The organism is Rhodococcus sp. T2V, from assembly GCF_029269925.1.
In the GTDB taxonomy this organism is placed as follows: Bacteria; Actinomycetota; Actinomycetes; order Mycobacteriales; family Mycobacteriaceae; genus Rhodococcus_F; species Rhodococcus_F koreensis.
Genome location: NZ_JARJBD010000104.1, coordinates 1 through 19,718, shown reverse-complemented (window position 1 = coordinate 19,718; position 19,718 = coordinate 1). Strand labels below are relative to the sequence as shown.

Sequence of the window (19,718 nt, the reverse complement as noted above, 5' to 3'; positions counted from 1 at the left end):
TGCCGGCATGAGCGTGGTCGCACTCGATGCGGTGCAGTCGCATCCGAGGTCGGCGTGAGACGAAACATGTGGGTGCCTCGCGATAGATTCCGACACGAACAGACATCTGCGGTCAGGGAGGGGAGAGAAGAATGCTGACAGTTGCGTATCTCGCACCGGGCCGGTACCGGGCGGTCGATGCTCCTCGAACTCGGAAAGTGTTGGTGAGTAGGGCATGACCGCTGCGAAGGACACCATCGAGCAGCCTGAGGTGAACTGGGGCACCGTCGTTCTCCACCAGTCCGAGCCGTCACGCGCGCACCTGGCCCACGCTGTCGGGTCCACCCTCGGCGTGGTCACCGCTATCGGGGCGATCTCGGCGATGGTTACCACGCTGGCACTGGTGGTCGGGGGAGTGGGAGCGGCCCTTCTCCATTTCGTGTGGGGGACCGTCGACCCGGCGCGGTCGGAGCAGGTGGTCGCGGACTTCCTCGACGTCCTACCGGAAGCCGGGACGACGCTGCTGGTCACGCTGCTGCTGGCCGGCGGGGCGATCGGCGGACTGCAACTCACCGGCCGCCACATCCGGAAACATCGACCGGCCCGGATCACCGGCGCTCAACTGGAGCAGGCCCCGGACGAGTTGCGGCAGCTGATGAGCGACGCCGTCCTGGCCGTCGAGGAGATCAAGGGCTCCCGGGCGTTCCGGGACGGGATGTTCACCGAACTGGACCTGCGGGCGGCCATGTGGGACCTCGGGACCCGGGTCCTGGCCGCCGCAGAGCTGCAGGAGGCGATCACCGCGGCCACCGACACCGCCCCGGGGATGCTCACCTCCGACGATCACCAGGCCTACACCCGGGCCCGCACCCAGATCGAGGGCGCCGCGGCGGCGCTGCGCGACGCGGCGGACACCGTGGCCGGCCTGGACACGGACCTCGCCACCGCCGAGGACACGGTCCGTGCGGAGGAGGAACGTGGCCGCCAGCTCGAGGAATCCTCCGCCCACGTTGATCGCCTGACGCACGCCCACAGCGCCGTTGCGGCGACGACTGCGTCACCCGCGATCGCGGTCACCGACCTCATCGAGACGATCAGTACCCGAGCCCACGCATTCCGGAATCTGCCGCGGCCGTGACCGCCAGATAGCCACCCCGCGTGTCCGTGCGCCTGGGTACGCTGCCGACGCTGCCGTAGGGGAAGTGCGACACCCTGCCTGCACGGGGGATCGCTGGGGCACTCCCACACGATCGAAGTGAACTGAAAAAGTAGGGGGAGGAATGCAAATGAACATCTTCGACGCTCCGGCGCCCGAGAATCTGCATCTGACGAACTGGACAGCCTGGGGTTGGCTGGGCGGATGGGCGACGCTGCTGCTGGCCGTGCTTGTCGGTGCGGTGGCCGTGTTCGCCGCCCGCGCCGCCTACTGGAAACTCGGCGAGGGCTGGTGGTGGCTGGGGCCGCTCGCCGCCGTCTTGTGGGTGGCCTCGATCTGGGTCCTCGCAATAGCCCTGAGCGACCTGAGCCGCCACAGCAGCACCTCTCAGGTGGCGGGCGCGATCTGCTTACTCGGTGCTGTGGTCAGCGCCGCCGCGTTCTACCCGGCGATCAAGGCTGCCGATACCGCGTTCGGGGACCCGTACTACAGCAACGCATCGCGGCTCCGTTTCTTGGTGGGCGCCGTTCCCTCGGTCGGGGTTTTCATCTCGGCGATTACGGTCATGTTCAGTGATTTGCACAGCCGAGGAGACTTGCTCGACGCCCTGTTCCGGCTGGTCATCGGGATCGTGGTCCTGGTCCTCATCATCGGTGGCATCCTGAGGGTTGTTTCCTGGGCGAACGACCGCTCCAGCTACCGCTTTTGACCAAAGCCGAGACGTAGTTCCAGCTCGTCGAGGAGTAGGCGGGCGGCGTCAGTTCAGAACCGGCGCTGCCGGCCAAACCCGAGGCCGCTTCCCACTTCGGTGAGGTGTAGTACGAAAACTCCCATGCGGTTGTATTTCAGATCTGTCTTCGTAGAGGACGGCCTGACGAAGCCGGCCGGGTCAGGCCGTCGTGGGAATGGTGATCTCACCCCTGCCGTCGATGGCAGAGCAGATAGTGCGGGGCAGGTGACCACCCGCAGGAGGCACGGGAATCGCCCGACGGTCGGTGTCGAGATAGAGGCGATAGGCGAGCTGCCCGCGCCGATGTGCGCCGGTGTCCGGGTCGATGGCGCCGAGAAATACCCGTGCGAGCCCGTCTACGGTTGAGAAAATCGCCCGCGCCCACTCGGCAGGCTCCGCGGGGCGAAGATACCGTGGCCGGCCCGTCTGCGCGTCGACGGTGTGCACGATAGCCGTGACAGTGAACCCGAACGCCCCAGGAAACCACTCCTCGGCCGCGACCTCGAACAGAGTTATCGACGTTGAATCCGCAGCTCGATGTCCACTCCGGTGCGGACCGGCGCCGTGATGGTGTGCGGATCCACCACGACGTCACCGGCACCCCGGTTTGGTGGCGCCTTGTCGAGCGTCGGGTCGATCCTGCGGTTCGAAATTTGCAACGGCCGTGGTCAGCGATCTTCGCATTGATATAACAGATAACACTCTGCTATGTTGATACCGGCCGCAGTGGTTCGCCTCTTTGGCTGATCGTGGAGTCAGCGGCTTGAAGCTGCTTGTGCAGTGAACAGTTGACGACTTCGAGTGGGCGCGCGTCGCGCTACGACAGAGGCTGCGCCGCCGCAGGTCGTGCACTGAGGGTGCGTGACCTCGAACTCCATACACTGCGAATTCTGAATCCGATATCGATTGGAAGAATTGAACTCGTTGCGTGTTCGGCGGTCGGTTGGCGATAGTGCAGGCCGGGCAGTCGTGGCCAGGATGTCTCTGCCGACAAATGAATGCAAGAACGGACCGCACTCGCGGTCGAAGAGCACTAAGGACGTTGATGATTGGCAAGCGATCGCGCCATGAGCCGGGCTGTCACGCGGCGTTCTGGCATGGCAGTGTCCAGTGAGGCGATAACACTTGTGGTGGCGGTCCTTATCGGGCTGGCACGGCAGGTCGCGCCATGGCGACCATGAATATGACGGAAAAGCCGCTTAGATTGCAAGGAGTAGGAATGTGACCACCGCAAACTTCGTTGATCGGCCGGCGACCGCGCCGATCGGAGAGGATCTCCGCGGACGAGTGGCTTTCGTCACCGGCGGCACGAGGGGGATTGGAGCCGCAATCAGCCGCAGTCTTGCGTGGCAGGGCGCGACCGTAGCGGCTGGATACGGCTCCCACACAGCGCATGCCGAGCAATTTCGTGCCGATCTCGCCGGGGAGCTGCAAGGTCACGCCGAGTGCAGCGTGCACCAGGGGAATGTTGGCCTTCCAGACGATTGCCGACGGACCATCAACGAGGTGATCGAGCAGCACGGTCGGCTGGACATCCTTATCAACAATGCGGGAATCAATATCGACAAGATCGTCCTGAAGATGTCGGACGACGACTGGATGAAGGTTCTCGCAGTAAATCTTTCTGGAGCCTTCTTTCTCACACAGGCGGCGTTGAAGCACATGGTCGAACGCGGAAGTGGACGCATCGTTTACGTCTCATCGCTGGCCGGTGAGATCGGAAACATCGGCCAGGCGAACTACGCATCGTCGAAATCAGGCTTGTTCGGACTGACGAAGACCGTCGCCCGCGAAGCGGCATTTCAACTCGAGCGCGCCGGCAAGCTGACCGACACCGGCCTCGGAATCACGGTAAATACCGTGACACCGGGTTACGTTGCAACCGAAATGCTCGCATCAGTACCTGAAAAAGTCATCGACAAGGTGAAGTCGTCAATTCCTCTGCGTCGCTTGGGTAGGCCTGATGAGATCGCTCGCGTTGTGCACTTCCTCGCCTCCGATGCGTCGTCCTACATCACGGGCCAGGTCTGGGGAGTCAACGGCGGGATCGACATGTAACGACCACAACCCGCAGTCGGTGCCCCGGAGCTCCGTCGGCGTTGGTCACGTGGGCTCCGACGTCCGGACTGGGGATCCGCGCAGGACGTGTGGGTTGTCCCTTTCCGCTAACGCTACCCAGTGGGATAGCAAAATTCGTCACAGCCGAATACATCATTGCAGTTGACGTTGAGGCGTCCACTTATCGGTGACCACACCCCTCGACAGTCGTCGTCGAAAGCCATTCGGAGAGAAAGAAACAACAAGCATGAATGACACTCCGCTGCAGCGGGAGAGCGTCGAGGAATCAATCGGTGGGGGAGACGACTTCGGCCTCCCCGACCGTCGTGAAGTGCTTGCCGGGATCGTCGCCGCCCTGGGGCAAGGCCGGGTCCTCGCCCATGCGGGGGCCGGACTCGGAAAGGAACTGGCGAAGATCGCGCTCGGAAAGTCCGAGGTGAGACCGGCCAAGGGCGATCGGCGTTTCGGCGACCCGGCATGGTCGTCGAACCCGAGCTACCGCCGAATCATGCAGTTCTATCTTGCCTCGACCGGCGTGCTCGATCGGATCATCGACGATTGGAGTCGGACCGCGAGCGACCCGTCGCGGGCGCAGGCGGCATCGTTCGCTGCAACGATACTTGCCAGCGCGGTCGCGCCGACCAACTACCTGCCGACAAATCCTGCCGCGTTGAAGGAATTGTTCGATACCGGCGGGCATAGTCTCGTGCGCGGAATCGGCAACTACCTCTCCGACCTCAGGACGAACGGCGGTATGCCATCGATGGTCGAACCCGAGGCGTTCGAGGTCGGTGTCGACCTCGCGATCACCCCCGGCGCGGTGGTTTCGCGCGACGACGTCGCCGAGGTGCTGCAATACTCTCCGGCCGGGTCGTCCGTCTACGAGCGTCCGGTGCTCGTCGTCCCGCCCCCGATCGGGCGGTTCTACTTTCTGGATCTGCGACCCGGACGCAGTTTCGTCGAGCATTCGGTCGCCCGTGGAATGCAGACATTTCTGATGTCGTGGAGGAACCCGCAACCGGAGCAGGGTGATTGGACCCTGGACACCTACGCTGCGCGGGTGTCGAGCGCGTTGGACGAAGTCCGCGACATCACCGGCAGCGCCGACGTGAACGTGATCGGTTTCTGTGCCGGCGGCCTCATTACCACCACGCTGCTGAATCACATGACAGCACAGGGTGATACCCGAGTGCACAGCATGTCCTATGCGGTGACTATGCTCGATTTCGAGAAACACGAAAAGTTGGCCGCATTTTCCTCACCCCGACTGCTGAGCTTCGCTGGACGCCGGTCCCGCCGGAAAGGCATCATCAGCGGTCGTGACATGGCCAGTGCCTTCACCTGGATGCGCCCGGACGACCTGGTATTCAACTACGTCGTGAACAACTATCTGATGGGGCGCAAGCCGCCAGCCTTCGACATACTGGCATGGAACGCGGACTCAACAAATCTGCCCGGGGCCCTGCACGTGCAGTTCCTCGACATCTTCGCCAACAACCTCCTGGTGAAGCGGGGTGCGATGGAGGTGCTCGGCACACCAGTCGAGCTGGATCGCATCGACGTCCCGACCTTCGTGACTGCTGCGATCTCCGATCACCTCACGGCGTGGACGAACTGCTACCGGACCACTCAGCTCATTTCCGGCGACAGCACGTTCGTACTCAGCTACTCCGGTCACATCGCCAGCCTGATCAATCCCCCCGGAAATCCCAAGGCACACTACTGGGTCGGCGACGCGCCGGGACCCGACCCGCAGGACTGGTTGGCCGGGGCCGAGCGCACGACGGGCAGTTGGTGGGAGCCCTGGGCGGACTGGGTTTCGCAACGCGCGGGAGGCAAGGTCGAGGCGCCCCCCACACTCGGCAGCGACCAGCACAAACCGCTCGGCCCGGCACCGGGCATGTACGTCCGAGACATGATCCCCGAATAGGCCGATCGCGGCGCCGCCGTGCTTCGTTGTCTCGTTTTCAGACAAGGAGCACGTGGATCGGCCGACCACAGCTGGTTCGGAGTGGCGACTCTGCTACACCGATCTGACGCTGTCGATGCAATGCACCCCCACATCAGCGCCGCAGCGACAACAGGGAGGTGCACACCCCGACCACTGCGAGAACGACCGATATGGTGATGAGAGTCCATACGAATCCGTGCTCGCCGCCACCGTAGACCGACATCAACGTGACGCCGACCGCGCTTCCGGCGGAGAAACCGAGATACCGCAGCACCAGGTTAAATGCCAGGGCGCTGCCGGTTTCGTGCGCGGGAACGTGCGGGACGATCAAGACGGGAAGCGACGAAAAGGTCAGGCCACCTCCGAGTCCGGCGACTGTCATCCACGCGACAACCCACACGAGACTGCTGTGGCAGAAGGCGAGACCCAGGGTAGAACACGTCAAAGCCGCGACGCCGAGGGGCAGCACCAGCCCGAAGCCCGCTCGCGCGCCAATGGCCAGCGCCACACGGCTGCCAGCGATGCTCGTTACCGAGTACGGCAGAATTAGCAGACCAGCAACGCTGATCGACTGGTCGAGTCCCCATGTTGGATCGGAGCTTTGGACCAGCACAATAGACAGGGGGAGGAGCGTGTACATGCCAACGCCTGCTCCGACTGCCACGAGGTTCGGGGCCGCGACGCCCGGTTGAATCGCCAGACGTAGGTCCACGAGCGGATAGTGCCGGCGCAACGTCCATGCGCACCAGATGAGCACACCGGCCACGCCGAGGATACCCAGACCTACTGTCCGGATCGATGCCCAGCCCCAGCTCTCGCCTTGACTGATGGCCAGTAGCGCAGCACTGGAGCCGATCGCCAGGATGACCGCCCCGGCCCAGTCGACCGGGATTCTCGCCGTCGTCGGCGAAGCCGGGATGAGTGGCACCGCAAGGACGAACGTGGCCAGACACAGTACCGCTCCGGTCCAATATGCGGCCGAGAGCCCCGCCGCCTGCGCGATGATCCCGGTGACCGGGTAACCGAGACCGGCACCGGCCACAGAGCACACCGAAAGCAGTGCGATCGTCGACGACACGCGCCGTCCACGAAGGACGTCACGCGCCACCGCGAGCGCCAAAGGGGTCAGTGCGATACCCACACCCTGTAAGGCCCGCCCGATGACCAGAACGGTGAAGTTGGGGGCTACCGCCGAAAGCACTGTCCCGAGAGAGACCATGACGAGCCCGGCGAGGATCGTCGGCCGACGCAGCGTCCCCGCTCCGAGTCTGCCGACGACCGGGGTGGTGGCGGCCGCGACGAGCAACGTCGATGTCAGTGCCCACTGCGCATCGGTCAATTCGACCTCGTATCGGTCGGCGATGGCAGGAATCAGCGGCGCTCCCAGACTGCTCACGATGCCGGTGATGGTGGTGAGCATCGCCAGCGTGAGCATCAATCCGTGGTGTTTCTCCGGGCGGTGGTCCAGTCTCAGCGAGGTACGCGTCGAATCGAGTTCATCGACCTCTTTGTGCTGCTCAGGCCCGCTGTACACATCTCTCGCGTCGGCGTGGCAGGTCATTCACACGGGGTCGATCGAGGAGATGAGCCACCGACCGTCGACCTTCTCGAGGCCGATACGAAGGCGCGCACCGTCAATCTTCGGCGTTTGCTGGTCGGCAGCGGTTGTCGACTGGTTGATGAAGGCGAGCACCGTTGCATGCGCCTGGTCGGCATCGACTACCGAGGCATCCTGTACAGCCGTGGTCGTGACGATCTTCCGATCGGCGGCCGACGGACGGACGGCGGAGTCGACCAGTTGCTGGAAGTCCGACTTGAAGTCTCCGGTCAGGGCATCGGTCGCGCCGGTGAGCGACGCGTCGAGGGTGTCGTAGCTGTAGGAAAGAACCGTTGGCAGGAGATCGCGGGCGGCTCCCACGGCGTCTGTACGAGATGTGTCGGTGGTCTCCATGGCGCGCACCTTCCCGAAGAGCACGGCGCCGATTGCGGTGAGCGCGCAGAGGATGAACGCCGAGCACCCGATTGCAAGAACCCGCCGGCGGCTCCTTCTTGCGACTGGGCGGCACGGTTCGATCGAGATCTCCGTTGTGGTGTCTGTTGGCTCACCGGACGACGTCGAATCGGTAGGAAGCCCGTCCTGTGGTGTGGCGGATGATTTCATGGTTGTGCTCTCGGTGGTGGTCATGCGACGAACTCCAGATTCGAGATCATCCAGCGGTCGTTCTCTTGGGTGAGACTTATTCTCATGCGGAAATGTCGTTGTTCGCCGTCTGGGGCCTGAGCGTTCTTGACTGTGGCGGTCACTGCTGTCAGGACCTGTGCACTTGTCGGGTCCTCGTGAACGACGCCAGCCTCGATGACGTTTCCTACCGAATCGACCTTGCTGTCACTGACCATCTGGGTAACCGTTGCTGCTTGCTGAGCGAATTGGTCCCTGAATGCACCGGTGGCCATGCTCAGGACGTGGTCGATATCGGCCTGCGTAGTTTCGGCTTTGATGCTCGTGAGGCCGATCGCGGTATCACGAGCCACGTCGAGCACGGCCGCGCGCCGTGCGTCGGCTCGGTTCGCGTCCTGCAGCCTGCCCCACAGGGTGGCTGTTACGACGGTGGCCACGACGATGGCCGCGACGAGAACGAACATTGTGGCACCGAAGGCTTTGTGGTGGGCCAGGTACCTCCGTCCACGCGTGAGCGCGGTCCATGCCGATCCCCTCTCCGGCCCGGCTCGCGTCGCTATCGACTCGGCGTCTTCGTCCACCTTGTGAGGGGATCGAGGGCCCGCGTGATCGATGAGTCCCACGGCAGTGTCCGAACCGGCATCTACTTCAGAATCAGATTTTTCCATGTTTCCTTCTCCATACCTTCCTCCTTTGCGGACACGGTGCCCAGCAGATACAGCCGCCCATCCGGACCTGACAACAGCCCAGTTCGCGGGTCGTAGGTGGTTTTCCAATCGCTGGTCTGTGCCTGAAGTCCCGAGCTGACAGGAGCGCCATCGGGCCCCGGTGCCGGCGTACCCGCCGATGCGGACGACGACGGCGGGAGCGCGGGGAATCCCGGCGACGACAGCGTGACGGCGGGAACCGAGCCTACGGGTACGGGCTGGCTGCCTCGAGGCCTACCGAGGCACTCCTCGAAGTAGGGGGTCCGAAGCTCTTGGTCGTTCGCACACGGGGTGTTGCGTGCTCCACGCACGTCCCGCGGATCGTCCTGGGCAACCTTGCAGTACATGTCGGCCGGTTGCGGTGCCGGGCTGACGTCCTCCCACGCTCGTTGCTCGGACATAGGATTAAATCCCTCGTAGCACGGGGGCGGGTCGTTCGCCGTTGTGCGCACCCGAAGTCGGATGGACGTTCCCTCGTCGGTGTGGATGAAGGCCGTCTGCAACGCGGCGACTACAGCGGGATACAACACCAGGGACTGCGTGAGTCCCGGAATCTGGAGTCGCAGAACTTCTCCAGTGGACGTGAGATTGTCGAGCAGCACCGGCAACGACTGGGATATCCCCGCTTCCAGGTCGGTGATTGCTGTCGCCGTCGTGGGAGCGTCGTCGACGACTGCCCGCAGATCGTGGTCGCTGCGCGCTACTTGCGCAGTGAACGACGCCATATCCCTGGTCAGTGATTGAATGTCGGCATTGACAGAACTCTGGGTCTGGAGGAACGGCGGAAGCTCTCGGAACACTTCGCCGGATGCGTCGGCGTGTTCGACGGCCTTGCTGACGATGGTGTCTCCGTGCGAAATGAGTTCCCGTATGTCCTGTTCGGCACCCTGAAAAGCGGTGGACATCTCATCGAGAAGCACAGCGGAACTGTCCGCCGGGATCGCTCGTGCAAGCTCGGTCACGCTCGTCAGCATGTTCGTGATGGGCTCTTGCGGGGTCGTACGGTCGGCGGGGATGACCGCACCGGCTTGTAGGAAGGGCGGGTGGTCGGTTCCGGAGGTGAGCTCGACATACTGTTCGCCGACGGCGGTTGAACTGCGAATCGTGGCGTGCACGTCGGCCGGAATCGACGTGGCGTCGTCGAGGGACAGGTCGAGTCGAGCGCCGGTTCCATGAAGTGCGAGGCCGCCGACCTTGCCGACCTCGACACCTCGCAGGGTGACCAGGGCACCGACGTAGATTCCGGTCGCATCGGTGATCTCCGCGGAGACGTGATACTGCTGAAATCCCATCAGGCGTGGAAGCTTCAGGTACTGAACTATGACGACAGCTGTGGCCACGACCGCGATGATGGCGAAGGCGGTGAGCTGCATTTTGATCAACCGTGTGAACATGTCAGTTACCCTGCCCGGGGAGTGGAAGAGCGGGAATCAGCAACGATTGCAACGGATCCGGTGTTCGTCCCGCATCGGCTGGTGGCGCGGTCACGATCGGGGCGGTGGCAAACGCCCCACCCAGGTCCTTGGTGGTGAGATTGAAAGTGCCAGCAGCGCTGAGATAGTCGCCTTTGAGGACATTGTCGTGAGTGCTGACCGGAAACAGCAAGGTGAGGATGATGTCGGCGGCGTTCGGTAAGTCCGGAGCAGCGGTCACCAGGCTGTCGAGGATCGGCTGAAGGTCCGACATGATCGACAGCAGCGATTCGCGTGATCCCTCGACAGCCTGGTTGCCGAGATCTCCGAAGGTCGCCATGGCGCCGGCGGCGTTGACGATGTCGTTCGACTGTCTATTCAGCACGGACAAACCGGGTTCGAGTCGTTCAATGGCACTGCCGAGTTCGACCTTTTGATCTGTGAGGCTCTTACCGAACGTGTCCATCTGATCAATCAGGCCGGTGATCTCATAGCGCTGGGTGTCGAGAGTTCCGACCAGTGCGTTGAGCTGGTCGATGAGGTTGCGCACGGTTCGATCGTTCCCGCCGAAGGACTTGTTCATCTCGACTGTGATGGTTCGTAGGTGGTCGACGGCGCCGCCGTTGAGCCAGAGTGACAACGAACCGAGTAGCTCCTCGGTCTCCGGGAACTTGGAGGTGCGATCGAGCGGTATCACGGCACCGTCGCCGAGGTGGCCGGTGCTCTGTCCATTCGGTGGGACAGCGAGCTCGACGATCTGGGCGCCGAGGAGGCTCTTCTGGCTCACCGCCGCTGTGGTGTCGGCCGGCAGGACGACGTCGCCGCGTATCCCGACCTCCACAACCGGTTGCCAGCCGTCCAGGCGGATCGACTTCACGGTTCCGACTGTGACGTCGTTCAACTTTACTTCCGAATTCGGAACGAGGTTGGCGACGCTGTCGAACTGGAGTGAGACGGTGTAGCTGTCCTCGCCCGTTCCTTCACCAGGCAGGACGATGGAGTTGACACCCTTGAACCCGCACCCGGCGAGGGTGGCGGCGGCGAGGGTGAGGGCGGTGCATGCGCTGATGCGGCGGAGTGTGCGGCTCACTTCTGTCCTCCCGAAATTCCGAAGAGGGATCCCAGTGCGCCGGTAGTAATGGGTGGTGTCCCGGGAACAGGCGCTGCTGCGGCACCTGGCGGTGCTTGGTCGGTAGTGCCTGGGCGGTTCAAGATGTTGAAGCCCACCGGTAGATTCGGGTTGTCGAACTGCTTGAGATACGGGTCGAGAGATGCGCGGCAGTCGTCGAGCGTCCCCCCGAGGGAGAAGACGGTCTGACACACGAATGTCGGTACATCGCCAAAGTGTGGCAGCGCGAGTCTGCCGGTGAAGGATCGCGAATTCGGGTCGTAGATGTTGTAGAAATTGGCCAACGTGATCGGGAGCGAGTGCAACACGTTGGCCAGTGCTGTCTGGTTTTCTTGGACCATGGTCGCGACGTCGCTGAGTTGGCCGACGCTCGACTGGATTCGGTCCTTGTTCTGCAGGACGAAATCGGACACCGCGCGCAGGGCCTCATCCAGCTGTGTGAGCGCTTCTGCCATCCGACCGCGATTATCATTCAGCAATGCGGCAATCGAGGCCAACTGCGATGTGAGAGTTTGTATCTGCGCGTCACTCTGGTTCATCGCACGAATGAACTTGTTGAGGTTGTCGACCGTCGCGAACAGGTTCGTGCTGCTCCGACCAATGGTTGCCGCGGCCTCGTGTAACGCGGATATGGACTCGCGAAGTGATTGGCCATTGCCTTCGAATCCAGCAGCGGCACTGTCGACGAACCGCGCGAGGGAGCCGGTTCGGTCACTGTCCTGGGGCCCGAGCGCGTCTGTGAGGGTTGTCAGTTCATCTTTGATCTGGTCCCATTCGACCGGCACCGCTGTGCGGTCGATGGGAATGTCGGCGCCGTCGGTGAGCTGGGATCCGCCCGTGTAGGCAGGTGCGATTTGGACGTATCGCCCGCTGACGAGGGCGGGGGCGACGATCGCGGCCATCGCGTCGGCCGGCACTTTGCGGTTGCCGTCGAACTCGAAAGTCACGACGACTTCGTCACCGTGTGGCTCGACCGAAGTGACTTTTCCTACCTTCACGCCGAGGATGCGTACCTCGTCATCGGTGTAGAGTCCGCTGACTCGTTCGAAGTGCGCGGTGACCCGTGTTGTCGGTGCGACGTGGTTCCACGCGGTGATCGTGCCGAATCCCATGGTGATGACTGCGACGATGCCGATCGCAAGGTATGCCCACCGCCTTGTGCGGCTGGTCGTAGGGGACATCAGTTGCCTCCCGTCATCAGTTCCGGCAGGCCGGGAATCAGGTTGGTCGGAGCGAGGTTCGGGATGTACAGGTTGAATCCGGGGAAGGCGGACAGAACTTCCCCCAGGGCACGGAGAACTCCGGCACCACCGGTCAGAGTCCCCGCGACCGACTCGCGGTTGCGTTGGAGGAGCGCGAGCGCTCCGTCCAGTTGATCCAGTGCGGGACGGAGTTTTTCCTGATTGTCGGTCACGGTTCCCTTCAACTGCACCGACAGGGCCGAGGTGTTGCTGAACAGTTGGTCGAGTGCCTGGCGTTGTTCGTTCAATGTCGATATCAACGTCGAGCCGTCGCCGATGAGTTGCTGGATTTGGGTATCTCGGCTCGCGAGGATTCCGGACACGCTGGCGGTACTCGCCAAGAGATCCTCGACCGCCTGGTCGCGGCCTCCGACAGTCGCCGAAATACGTTTCATTCCGTCGAGAAAGGGCCGCATCTCGTCGGAGGTGTCGTCGAAGGTCTGAGAAAGGACATCCAGGTACTCCGATACGCGAGGAGTATCGATGTCGCTCACGTTCTTCGTCAGATCCTCCAGCGCGGCCGCGACGTCGTAGGGTGGCGTCGTGCGGTCGAGCGGGATCAGCTCGTTGTCACCCAGTTGCTCGTCGCCGTCCGGCACCACCTGCAGCGCCTTGCGGCCGAGCGGGGTTTGCGCCTTGATCTGGGCAGTGGTGAGATCACCAAGCTCCACCGAGTCGTTGTCGATGGTGAAGGTGACCTGTACCCAGGTGTCCATCAACTCGACCTCGTCGACCTTGCCGGCGTGGAGCCCCGAGACGATAACGCTGTCGCCGGATGCGATGCCCCCGGCCTCGGTGAACGCGGCACGATAAGTTCTGCCGCCGAACGAGCCCATGCCTCCGTTGATCGTGAGGACGGCAACGAGGCTCACCAAGATCACTGCGGTACCAACGAAACCGAGGCCGGCTGCGCTCCAGCGGGGGAGTCGTAGTTGTTTCATTTCACCGGCTCTCCGTTGCAGCGGGCAATGTCACTGTTGATCCACGGAGTCTTGACATCCTGACCTAACGGGTCGAATTGGAAGCGCAGGTTGCAGAGGAAGAAGTTGAAGAAGTCGCCGCTGACCCCGATCCGGCTGATTGCTCGGTAGGTCTCCGGTAGCTCTTGCAGCGTGCCTTCCAGCGAAGCGGTGTTGTCGTTGATCGTGGTCGAGGTTTGCTGGAGTTTCGGCAGAGTATCCTTCAGATCAGGACGGACCTGCGACAGCAGATCCGCCGCCGATGACGTCAGACCGTTGATCTGCACCACAGCCTGCGATACCGGGTCGCGACCCTCCGACAGAGCAGAAACCAATCCCTGCAACTGGTCGATCAGGTCGGTGACTGTGCGGTCCCGACTACTGATGACGCCGAAGCCGTCACGAAGGTTGGTGATGACCTGACCGATGACCTGGTCGCGATCCGCCAGCGTCGATGTGAGCGAGGCCGTCGACGCCATCAGTGTGGCAATCGAACCTGACTCACCCTGGAATGCGGCGATGAGCGATCCGGTCAGGGAATTGACCTGTGCGGGATCGAGGGTACGGAACAGTGGCTTGAAGCCACCGACAAGTACGTCGAGATCGACGGCCGGGCGCGTGCGCTCGACCGGGATCGTCCCACCTTCGGGGAAGGGGCCTGCACCATGACCACCGTCGCCCGGTAGGAGTTCGAGATAGCGATCGCCCACCAGATTCTTGTACCGAATCGCGGCCTCGACGCTCTCGGGCAGCTCAGGCGCATCGGACACGTCGAAGGTGACTCGCACTTCGTTCTGATCGGTCAGCTCGAGATCGCCCACGGTTCCGATCCGGACCCCGCCGATACGGACCTCCTGGTTCGGCTTCAGGAAGGACGCATCGGTGAATATGGCGTGATATGTCGCTTTCGGACCGCCAGTCTGGGTTTCGTTCAGCGCGAGCCCGAGAACGGCTGCCGCGATGGCCGCGACCAGGAAGAAGATCGACAGTTTCACCGTCGTTGCAAGGTTTTTCATGGGTTGCCGGCCCCCTTGGTTCCGAGATCTCCGAACAGGAACTGCCCGAGTTGAATCCACCCGATTTGAATGTTGTTGTTCTTGGCCGGGTATGGGTTGGCGCCGGTGTCGTAGGCGACGTAGGGGACAGAATCCGGATTTGCGTGCGGCAGGCCGTGGCAGTCCGGGCCCGTGTCGACACCCGTCTTCGGCAAGTCACGCGGGTATTCATAGGCGGGAAGCCCAGGAACGAAGCCCAGTTCCGCGCTCATATTCTTCTGGACGCCTCCGTATCCGGGCCCACCCATTACCGCGCGCCACTGGTCGGCGTTGTAGGAAGAGCCCGCGACCAGGCAGGGCACCACCGGCGAATAGCGCTTCAAGACACCAACCGTGGGCTCGAGAACGTCCAGAGTGGTGATGAGCCGACCGCCGTTGTTACGCAGAAAATCGGAGTTGTCGTTACCGAACTTCGTCATGGACAGCCAGAAGGCGCCGAACTGCGCCTGCCGTTCTGTCACAGTCTCACTTGTGATCCCGACATTCGACATGGTCTCGATGAGGGGAGGGAAGGACTGTGAATAGTCGTGAACCACTTCGGTTGCGGCAGGCAGCGTATCGACCACGGCAGGAAGATTGGGATTGAACCTGTTGAGGTACTCGTCGAGTTTGCGCATGATGTTCGAAATTTGATCGCCCTTACCGTCGACGGACCTGGCAACGGACCCGAGCGCGGTGTTCAATTTCTGTGGATCGAGGGCCGCGAGTGCCTTCATCACCGCATCGAAGGTCGAATTCAGCTCGACGGTGACGTCATCGGTGGCGAGAACCGTATTCGGCCGGAGGTGGTTCTCGGGGGTGGCTTCCGTGTCGGAGATCAGATCGACGAACTTGACCCCGAAAACTGTCGGCGGAACAATTCGGGCCTGGATATCGCCGGGAATCTCGGAGATGCGGTCGGGGTCGATGTTCAGGTGCAGCCGCGCGCCGTCGGCGTCCACATCGATATCGCCGACGGTGCCGACGGGCACGCCGCGGAGTTTCACGGCTGCGCCCGGTTCCATGAGAAGGCCGGCGCGCGGCGACATCAGGGTCACGATCTCCGATCGTGTGAAGGCTTGGTTGAACTGGGCGATCGCCGCCGCCACCATCGCGCCGACAACGATGACCGCGGCGAAACCGAGAAGGGGCAGCCGCTGGGAGTGTCGAGTTCGTGTGGTCACGGTCTACCCCGTGATGTGCACAGTCGAGGCGCCACCGTAGATGGCGAGATCCAATACGAGATCGATCATCATCACCGATATCAGCGAGGACCGGACGGCGCGCCCGACGGCTTCACCGACGCCGGCGGGCCCCCCGGAGGCGTGATACCCGTGGTAGCAGTGATTAGCCATGACGAAGATGGCCATGACCAACGCCTTCACAAAAGACCAAAAGATGTCACTGGGTATCAGGAAGACACTGAAGTAGTGATCGTACGTGCCACCGGACTGTCCATAACCCGCGGTGACAATGAGGCGCGTCGCGATGAGCGAACCGATCAGCGCCAGGCAGTAGAGCGGGACGACGGCGATCGATCCAGCCAGAATGCGCGTCGTGACGAGAAAGGGCACGGATGGCACAGCCATGACCTCGAGCGCATCGACTTCCTCACTGATTCGCATCGCGCCGATTTGCGCGGTGAATCCGGCGCCGACGGTGGCCGTCAATGCGATGCCGGCGATGACCGGCGCGACTTCACGTGTGTTGGAGTACGACGCAACGAATCCCGCGAGTGCTTCGATGCCGACGTTCGCGAGGGAACTGTAGCCTTGGAGTCCTACTTCCACTCCGATCGCTGCGGTCATGAACACGACCACGACGACAGTGCCGCCGATCACCGCGAGACCACCGGTGCCGAGACTCACCGACGCCAGCAGTCGCATGACCTCCTTCCAGTACCGCCGAGTCGCGTGAGGCACTCCGGTGGCGACATGACCGTAGAAGTCGGCCTGTGAACCGATTTCTGTCAGCTTGCGGACAGGCGCTCGATATATGAGGTGAAGCCGCCTGCCCATTCGAGACGTGGGATACACGATGGTTGCGCCCCTAATACTTTGACTGGAGGAAGATTGCGGAGATGATCGAGTTGGCCAGAAAGAGCAGCATGAAGCTGAAGACGACCGTCTGGTTCACGGCGTCCCCGACGCCCTTGGGCCCACCTTTGGCCTTGATACCCAGGTAGCAGGCAACCAGACCGGCGAGCAGCCCGAACACTGCTGCCTTCAGCTCACTGACGAGGAAATCGACAAGATTGACCAATAGCGTCAAACTCGCCACGAATTGGCCGGCGCTGGCGTTCTGAACGAGCACGGTGAACAGGAAGCTTCCGGTGAGACCGACAACTGTCACTATTCCGTTCAATGCCAGCGCTACGAGGGTCGAAGCGATCACACGCGGCGCTACGAGGCGCTGCACGGGATCGAGACCGAGAACTTCGATTGCGTCGATCTCTTCGCGGATCTTTCGGGCACCGAGATCCGCGCATATTGCGGTTCCGCCTGCTCCGGCGACAACGAGGACGCTGACGAGAGGTCCGATCTCGCGGACCACCGCCATGCCTGCGCCCGCCCCCGACAAGTCGGAAGCCCCGAGTTCTGCCATCAATTGTGTGAGTTGGAAGACGACGATCACACAGAAGGGAATGGCCACCATAATGGTGGGGACAAGTGCGACACGAGCGATGAACCAGGATTGAGCGATGAGTTCCTCGACTTCGAACGGCCGACGGAACATGTGCTTGAACGTCTTCCCGCTCATGCGATAGAAACCGCCGACATCACCGGCGACCGTCCATATCCCGCGACGAGCAGCCTCGGATGCGGTGCGCATCCTGGTCGTCACCACAGCCGGACTGCCTTGTCTGCCCTCGCGGCCGCCGGCGATAGAGCGATGAGCGGGTACGTATCGTGTGGAGTCGTCGTCATTGTCACGTGTGTCCTCCAGTAGGAACGGCCTCCGGACGGCGTGGTCACTCTGTCTGCGTGCCGTCGCGGAAATCTGATCGCACAGTCATGGGCACCGCGTCGCTCCCCGCCGATACTCGTCATTCCGGGCGTCGGCTGGCTGCGACTTGCCCCACTCCTGCGCTTCGGGCGGTCACAACAAGCAACCGTGTCGTGGGACATAGTTCTGCGGGTTTGTGCGCTGACACACACTAAAGCGTACTATGTTATAACGTCAAGGTTGAGATTGGGTTGCGGTGATAATCCCCTGCGCCGCCCAGGTCGGAGTGCTATTTCCCCCGAGACGGCCACTGGCCGAGAATGTCTCGAGCTTCTCCCCGCATTTCGCCATTTCGCGGCACAGGTGCGAACTGATCCGGGGGAGTTCGACTCTTCGAAAGTTCTGCTACTCGGGGTTTCCTGTTATCACATATTGCTTTATGGTAACGAGTCGACAGTGGCTGGTGCGGACCAGCCATGGCAAGGGCGCAACTTGCGTGTCACCCTCCCCTGAACTCGTCCAGGGTTCCCGCACTGTGTCCGGGTGAACCGAACAGGCCGTGGCCGGTGCATCGGTGTAGTAGTTCCGTTTCAGTGCAAGTGGATCACAGGAGGTAAACATGGGTGTAGAGGTTGCGGTTCAAGACTTGACCAAATCCTTCGGCTCGCAGCGGATCTGGCAGGACGTGTCGTTGACTTTGCCGGCCGGTGAGGTCAGCGCGTTACTGGGCCCGTCGGGTACGGGTAAGTCGGTGTTCCTGAAGTCGCTGATCGGTCTGCTCCGCCCGGAGCAGGGCTCGATCGTGATCGACGGCACCAACATTCTCGAGTGCTCGTCCAAGGAGCTCTACGAGATCCGCAAACTGTTCGGGGTGCTGTTCCAGGACGGTGCTCTGTTCGGGTCGATGAACCTGTACGACAACGTGGCGTTCCCGTTGCGCGAGCACACCAAGAAGTCCGAGTCCGAGATCCGCAAGATCGTGATGGAGAAGATGGAGCTTGTCGGCCTGCTCGGGGCTGAGGACAAGCTGCCCGGCGAGATCTCCGGTGGTATGCGCAAGCGTGCCGGGCTGGCCCGGGCGCTGGTGCTGGACCCGCAGATCATCCTCGTCGACGAGCCGGACTCGGGTCTGGATCCGGTCCGCACTACGTACATCTCGCAGACGTTGATCGACATCAACGCGGAGATCGATGCGACGATCCTGATCGTGTCGCACAACATCAATCTGGCGCGGACGGTGCCGGACAACATCGGGATGTTGTTCCGCCGGCATCTGGTGATGTTCGGTCCGCGGGAGGTGTTGCTGACCAGTGAGGAGCCGGTGGTCAAGCAGTTCCTGAACGGCACGATGATCGGTCCGATCGGGATGTCGGAGGAGAAGGACGAGGCGCAGATGGCGCAGGAGCAGGCGATGGTCGATGCCGGGCATCATGCCGGTGGTGTCGACGATGTGGAGGGGATCGTTCCGCAGATGAAGGCGACGCCGGGGATGCCGTTCCGGCAGGCCGTGGCCCGCCGGCAGGAACGCGTCCGCGACATCATGCATACCCTGCCCGAGAACGCGCAGAGCGCCATCCAAGAAAGCTTCGACGACACTATCGTGACAATGGATTTCGGAGGCGAGCTCACCGAATCAATCTATGAAGAAGCGGTAGATTCGCCCTCGACTGGGCGCGACTGGAGCTATGCGCCGTAGACGTCGCCCCTTGCATTGGTTACACGACAATTCTCCAATCAGAATGTCGTGACGAATGGGGACGCCCCGCGCCGGGATGCCGGTGCGGGGCGCCCGTCGTTTTCAGGGTCCTAGCGGTGCTTGAAGACGGGCGAGCGCTTCTCGACGAACGCCGCCATGCCTTCCTTCTGATCCTCGGTGGCGAACGTCGAATGGAACACCCGACGTTCGAACCGGACCCCCTCGGTGAGCGTGGTCTCGAAGGAGCGGTTCACTGCTTCCTTCGCCATCATCGCGACCGGAAGGGACATCTCGGCGATGATCGTCGCCGTCTGCATCGCCTCGTCGAACAGGTCGGCGGCGGGCACGATCCGCGACACCAGCCCGGCACGTTCGGCCTCCTCGGCGTCCATGTTCCGGCCCGTCAGACACAGTTCCATCGCCTTGGCCTTACCGACGGCGCGGGTCAGCCGCTGCGAGCCGCCGATTCCGGGGATGACGCCGAGCTTGATCTCCGGCTGACCGAACTTCGCGGTGTCGGCGGCGATCAGGATGTCGCAGA

17 protein-coding genes and 1 pseudogene are annotated in these 19,718 nt (G+C 62.5%); 5 read left to right on the top strand and 13 right to left on the bottom strand.

Going from position 1 to position 19,718, the window contains the following annotated elements; genetic code table 11:
- Positions 1-214 precede the first annotated feature (214 nt).
- The gene (locus tag P3H15_RS45335; protein ID WP_276143299.1) at positions 215-1,117 is read left to right on the top strand and encodes a hypothetical protein; all 903 of its coding nucleotides are present in this window, start codon (positions 215-217) and stop codon (positions 1,115-1,117) included.
- A 148-nt stretch (positions 1,118-1,265) separates the two neighbouring features.
- A complete protein-coding gene (locus tag P3H15_RS45330) occupies positions 1,266-1,844 on the top strand; it encodes a hypothetical protein (RefSeq protein ID WP_276143297.1) in 579 nt (192 codons plus the stop codon).
- Between the two features lie 180 nt (positions 1,845-2,024).
- On the opposite strand, the pseudogene P3H15_RS45325 reads toward P3H15_RS45330, so the two are convergent.
- Positions 2,025-2,503 (bottom strand): annotated as a pseudogene (locus tag P3H15_RS45325) (N-formylglutamate amidohydrolase).
- 583 nt (positions 2,504-3,086) lie between these two features.
- On the opposite strand from P3H15_RS45325, the gene P3H15_RS45320 reads away from it, so the two are divergent.
- Together P3H15_RS45320 and P3H15_RS45315 are read left to right on the top strand one after the other, a co-directional pair.
- Positions 3,087-3,923: a 3-oxoacyl-ACP reductase family protein gene (locus tag P3H15_RS45320; protein WP_276143296.1), complete on the top strand. Its 837-nt coding sequence runs from the start codon at positions 3,087-3,089 to the stop codon at positions 3,921-3,923.
- 247 nt (positions 3,924-4,170) lie between these two features.
- Complete coding sequence (locus P3H15_RS45315) at positions 4,171-5,853, top strand: alpha/beta hydrolase (RefSeq protein ID WP_276143295.1); 1,683 nt, start codon at positions 4,171-4,173, stop codon at positions 5,851-5,853.
- 133 nt (positions 5,854-5,986) lie between these two features.
- On the opposite strand, the gene P3H15_RS45310 is transcribed toward P3H15_RS45315, so the two are convergent.
- The 11 genes from P3H15_RS45310 to P3H15_RS45260 form a co-directional block, all read right to left on the bottom strand.
- On the bottom strand, positions 5,987-7,435 hold the full coding sequence (locus P3H15_RS45310; RefSeq protein WP_276143294.1) for an MFS transporter: 1,449 nt from the start codon (positions 7,433-7,435) through the stop codon (positions 5,987-5,989).
- Positions 7,436-7,825, bottom strand: a complete 390-nt coding sequence (locus P3H15_RS45305; RefSeq protein ID WP_276143293.1) for a hypothetical protein — start codon at positions 7,823-7,825, stop codon at positions 7,436-7,438.
- Between the two features lie 230 nt (positions 7,826-8,055).
- Positions 8,056-8,634, bottom strand: a complete 579-nt coding sequence (locus P3H15_RS45300; protein ID WP_276143292.1) for a hypothetical protein — start codon at positions 8,632-8,634, stop codon at positions 8,056-8,058.
- A 62-nt stretch (positions 8,635-8,696) separates the two neighbouring features.
- Positions 8,697-10,154: an MCE family protein gene (locus P3H15_RS45295; RefSeq protein ID WP_276143291.1), complete on the bottom strand. Its 1,458-nt coding sequence runs from the start codon at positions 10,152-10,154 to the stop codon at positions 8,697-8,699.
- Position 10,155: 1 nt separating this feature from the next.
- A complete protein-coding gene (locus P3H15_RS45290) occupies positions 10,156-11,262 on the bottom strand; it encodes an MCE family protein (protein WP_276143290.1) in 1,107 nt (368 codons plus the stop codon).
- Entirely contained in the window at positions 11,259-12,482 is a 1,224-nt protein-coding gene (locus P3H15_RS45285) for an MCE family protein (protein ID WP_276143289.1), read from the bottom strand. Before P3H15_RS45285 ends, P3H15_RS45290 begins: the two co-directional genes overlap by 4 nt.
- Positions 12,482-13,483: an MCE family protein gene (locus P3H15_RS45280; RefSeq protein WP_276143288.1), complete on the bottom strand. Its 1,002-nt coding sequence runs from the start codon at positions 13,481-13,483 to the stop codon at positions 12,482-12,484. Before P3H15_RS45280 ends, P3H15_RS45285 begins: the two co-directional genes overlap by 1 nt.
- Entirely contained in the window at positions 13,480-14,517 is a 1,038-nt protein-coding gene (locus P3H15_RS45275; RefSeq protein WP_276143287.1) for an MCE family protein, read from the bottom strand. The genes P3H15_RS45280 and P3H15_RS45275 overlap by 4 nt, the downstream gene beginning before the upstream one ends.
- Positions 14,514-15,719: an MCE family protein gene (locus P3H15_RS45270; RefSeq protein ID WP_276143286.1), complete on the bottom strand. Its 1,206-nt coding sequence runs from the start codon at positions 15,717-15,719 to the stop codon at positions 14,514-14,516. The genes P3H15_RS45275 and P3H15_RS45270 overlap by 4 nt, the downstream gene beginning before the upstream one ends.
- Before the next feature lie 3 nt (positions 15,720-15,722).
- A complete protein-coding gene (locus P3H15_RS45265) occupies positions 15,723-16,553 on the bottom strand; it encodes an ABC transporter permease (protein WP_276143285.1) in 831 nt (276 codons plus the stop codon).
- 31 nt (positions 16,554-16,584) lie between these two features.
- Positions 16,585-17,367 carry an ABC transporter permease gene (locus P3H15_RS45260; protein WP_276143284.1) on the bottom strand — a complete coding sequence of 261 codons (783 nt, stop codon included), beginning with the start codon at positions 17,365-17,367 and terminating at the stop codon, positions 16,585-16,587.
- 733 nt (positions 17,368-18,100) lie between these two features.
- On the opposite strand from P3H15_RS45260, the gene P3H15_RS45255 reads away from it, so the two are divergent.
- Positions 18,101-19,177 (top strand): ABC transporter ATP-binding protein, encoded by a 1,077-nt coding sequence (locus tag P3H15_RS45255; protein ID WP_276143283.1) that lies wholly within the window; start codon positions 18,101-18,103, stop codon positions 19,175-19,177.
- A gap of 110 nt (positions 19,178-19,287) precedes the next feature.
- Here the strand turns inward: P3H15_RS45255 and P3H15_RS45250 are convergent.
- On the bottom strand, positions 19,288-19,718 hold a 431-nt coding region (locus P3H15_RS45250; protein ID WP_276143282.1), incomplete at its 5' end, for an enoyl-CoA hydratase-related protein.

What these genes read in the sequence shown, in the direction of transcription:
- P3H15_RS45330 (WP_276143297.1), top strand. Translation starts at nt 1,266, where the DNA reads ATGAACATCTTCGACGCTCCGGCGCCCGAGAATCTGCATCTGACGAAC.
- P3H15_RS45255 (WP_276143283.1), top strand. Translation starts at nt 18,101, where the DNA reads ATGGGTGTAGAGGTTGCGGTTCAAGACTTGACCAAATCCTTCGGCTCG.
- P3H15_RS45280 (WP_276143288.1), bottom strand. Translation starts at nt 13,483, where the DNA reads ATGAAACAACTACGACTCCCCCGCTGGAGCGCAGCCGGCCTCGGTTTC.
- P3H15_RS45335 (WP_276143299.1), top strand. Translation starts at nt 215, where the DNA reads ATGACCGCTGCGAAGGACACCATCGAGCAGCCTGAGGTGAACTGGGGC.
- P3H15_RS45310 (WP_276143294.1), bottom strand. Translation starts at nt 7,435, where the DNA reads ATGACCTGCCACGCCGACGCGAGAGATGTGTACAGCGGGCCTGAGCAG.
- P3H15_RS45275 (WP_276143287.1), bottom strand. Translation starts at nt 14,517, where the DNA reads ATGAAAAACCTTGCAACGACGGTGAAACTGTCGATCTTCTTCCTGGTC.
- P3H15_RS45295 (WP_276143291.1), bottom strand. Translation starts at nt 10,154, where the DNA reads ATGTTCACACGGTTGATCAAAATGCAGCTCACCGCCTTCGCCATCATC.
- P3H15_RS45265 (WP_276143285.1), bottom strand. Translation starts at nt 16,553, where the DNA reads ATGGGCAGGCGGCTTCACCTCATATATCGAGCGCCTGTCCGCAAGCTG.
- P3H15_RS45285 (WP_276143289.1), bottom strand. Translation starts at nt 12,482, where the DNA reads ATGTCCCCTACGACCAGCCGCACAAGGCGGTGGGCATACCTTGCGATC.
- P3H15_RS45315 (WP_276143295.1), top strand. Translation starts at nt 4,171, where the DNA reads ATGAATGACACTCCGCTGCAGCGGGAGAGCGTCGAGGAATCAATCGGT.
- P3H15_RS45260 (WP_276143284.1), bottom strand. Translation starts at nt 17,367, where the DNA reads ATGCGCACCGCATCCGAGGCTGCTCGTCGCGGGATATGGACGGTCGCC.
- P3H15_RS45305 (WP_276143293.1), bottom strand. Translation starts at nt 7,825, where the DNA reads ATGGAGACCACCGACACATCTCGTACAGACGCCGTGGGAGCCGCCCGC.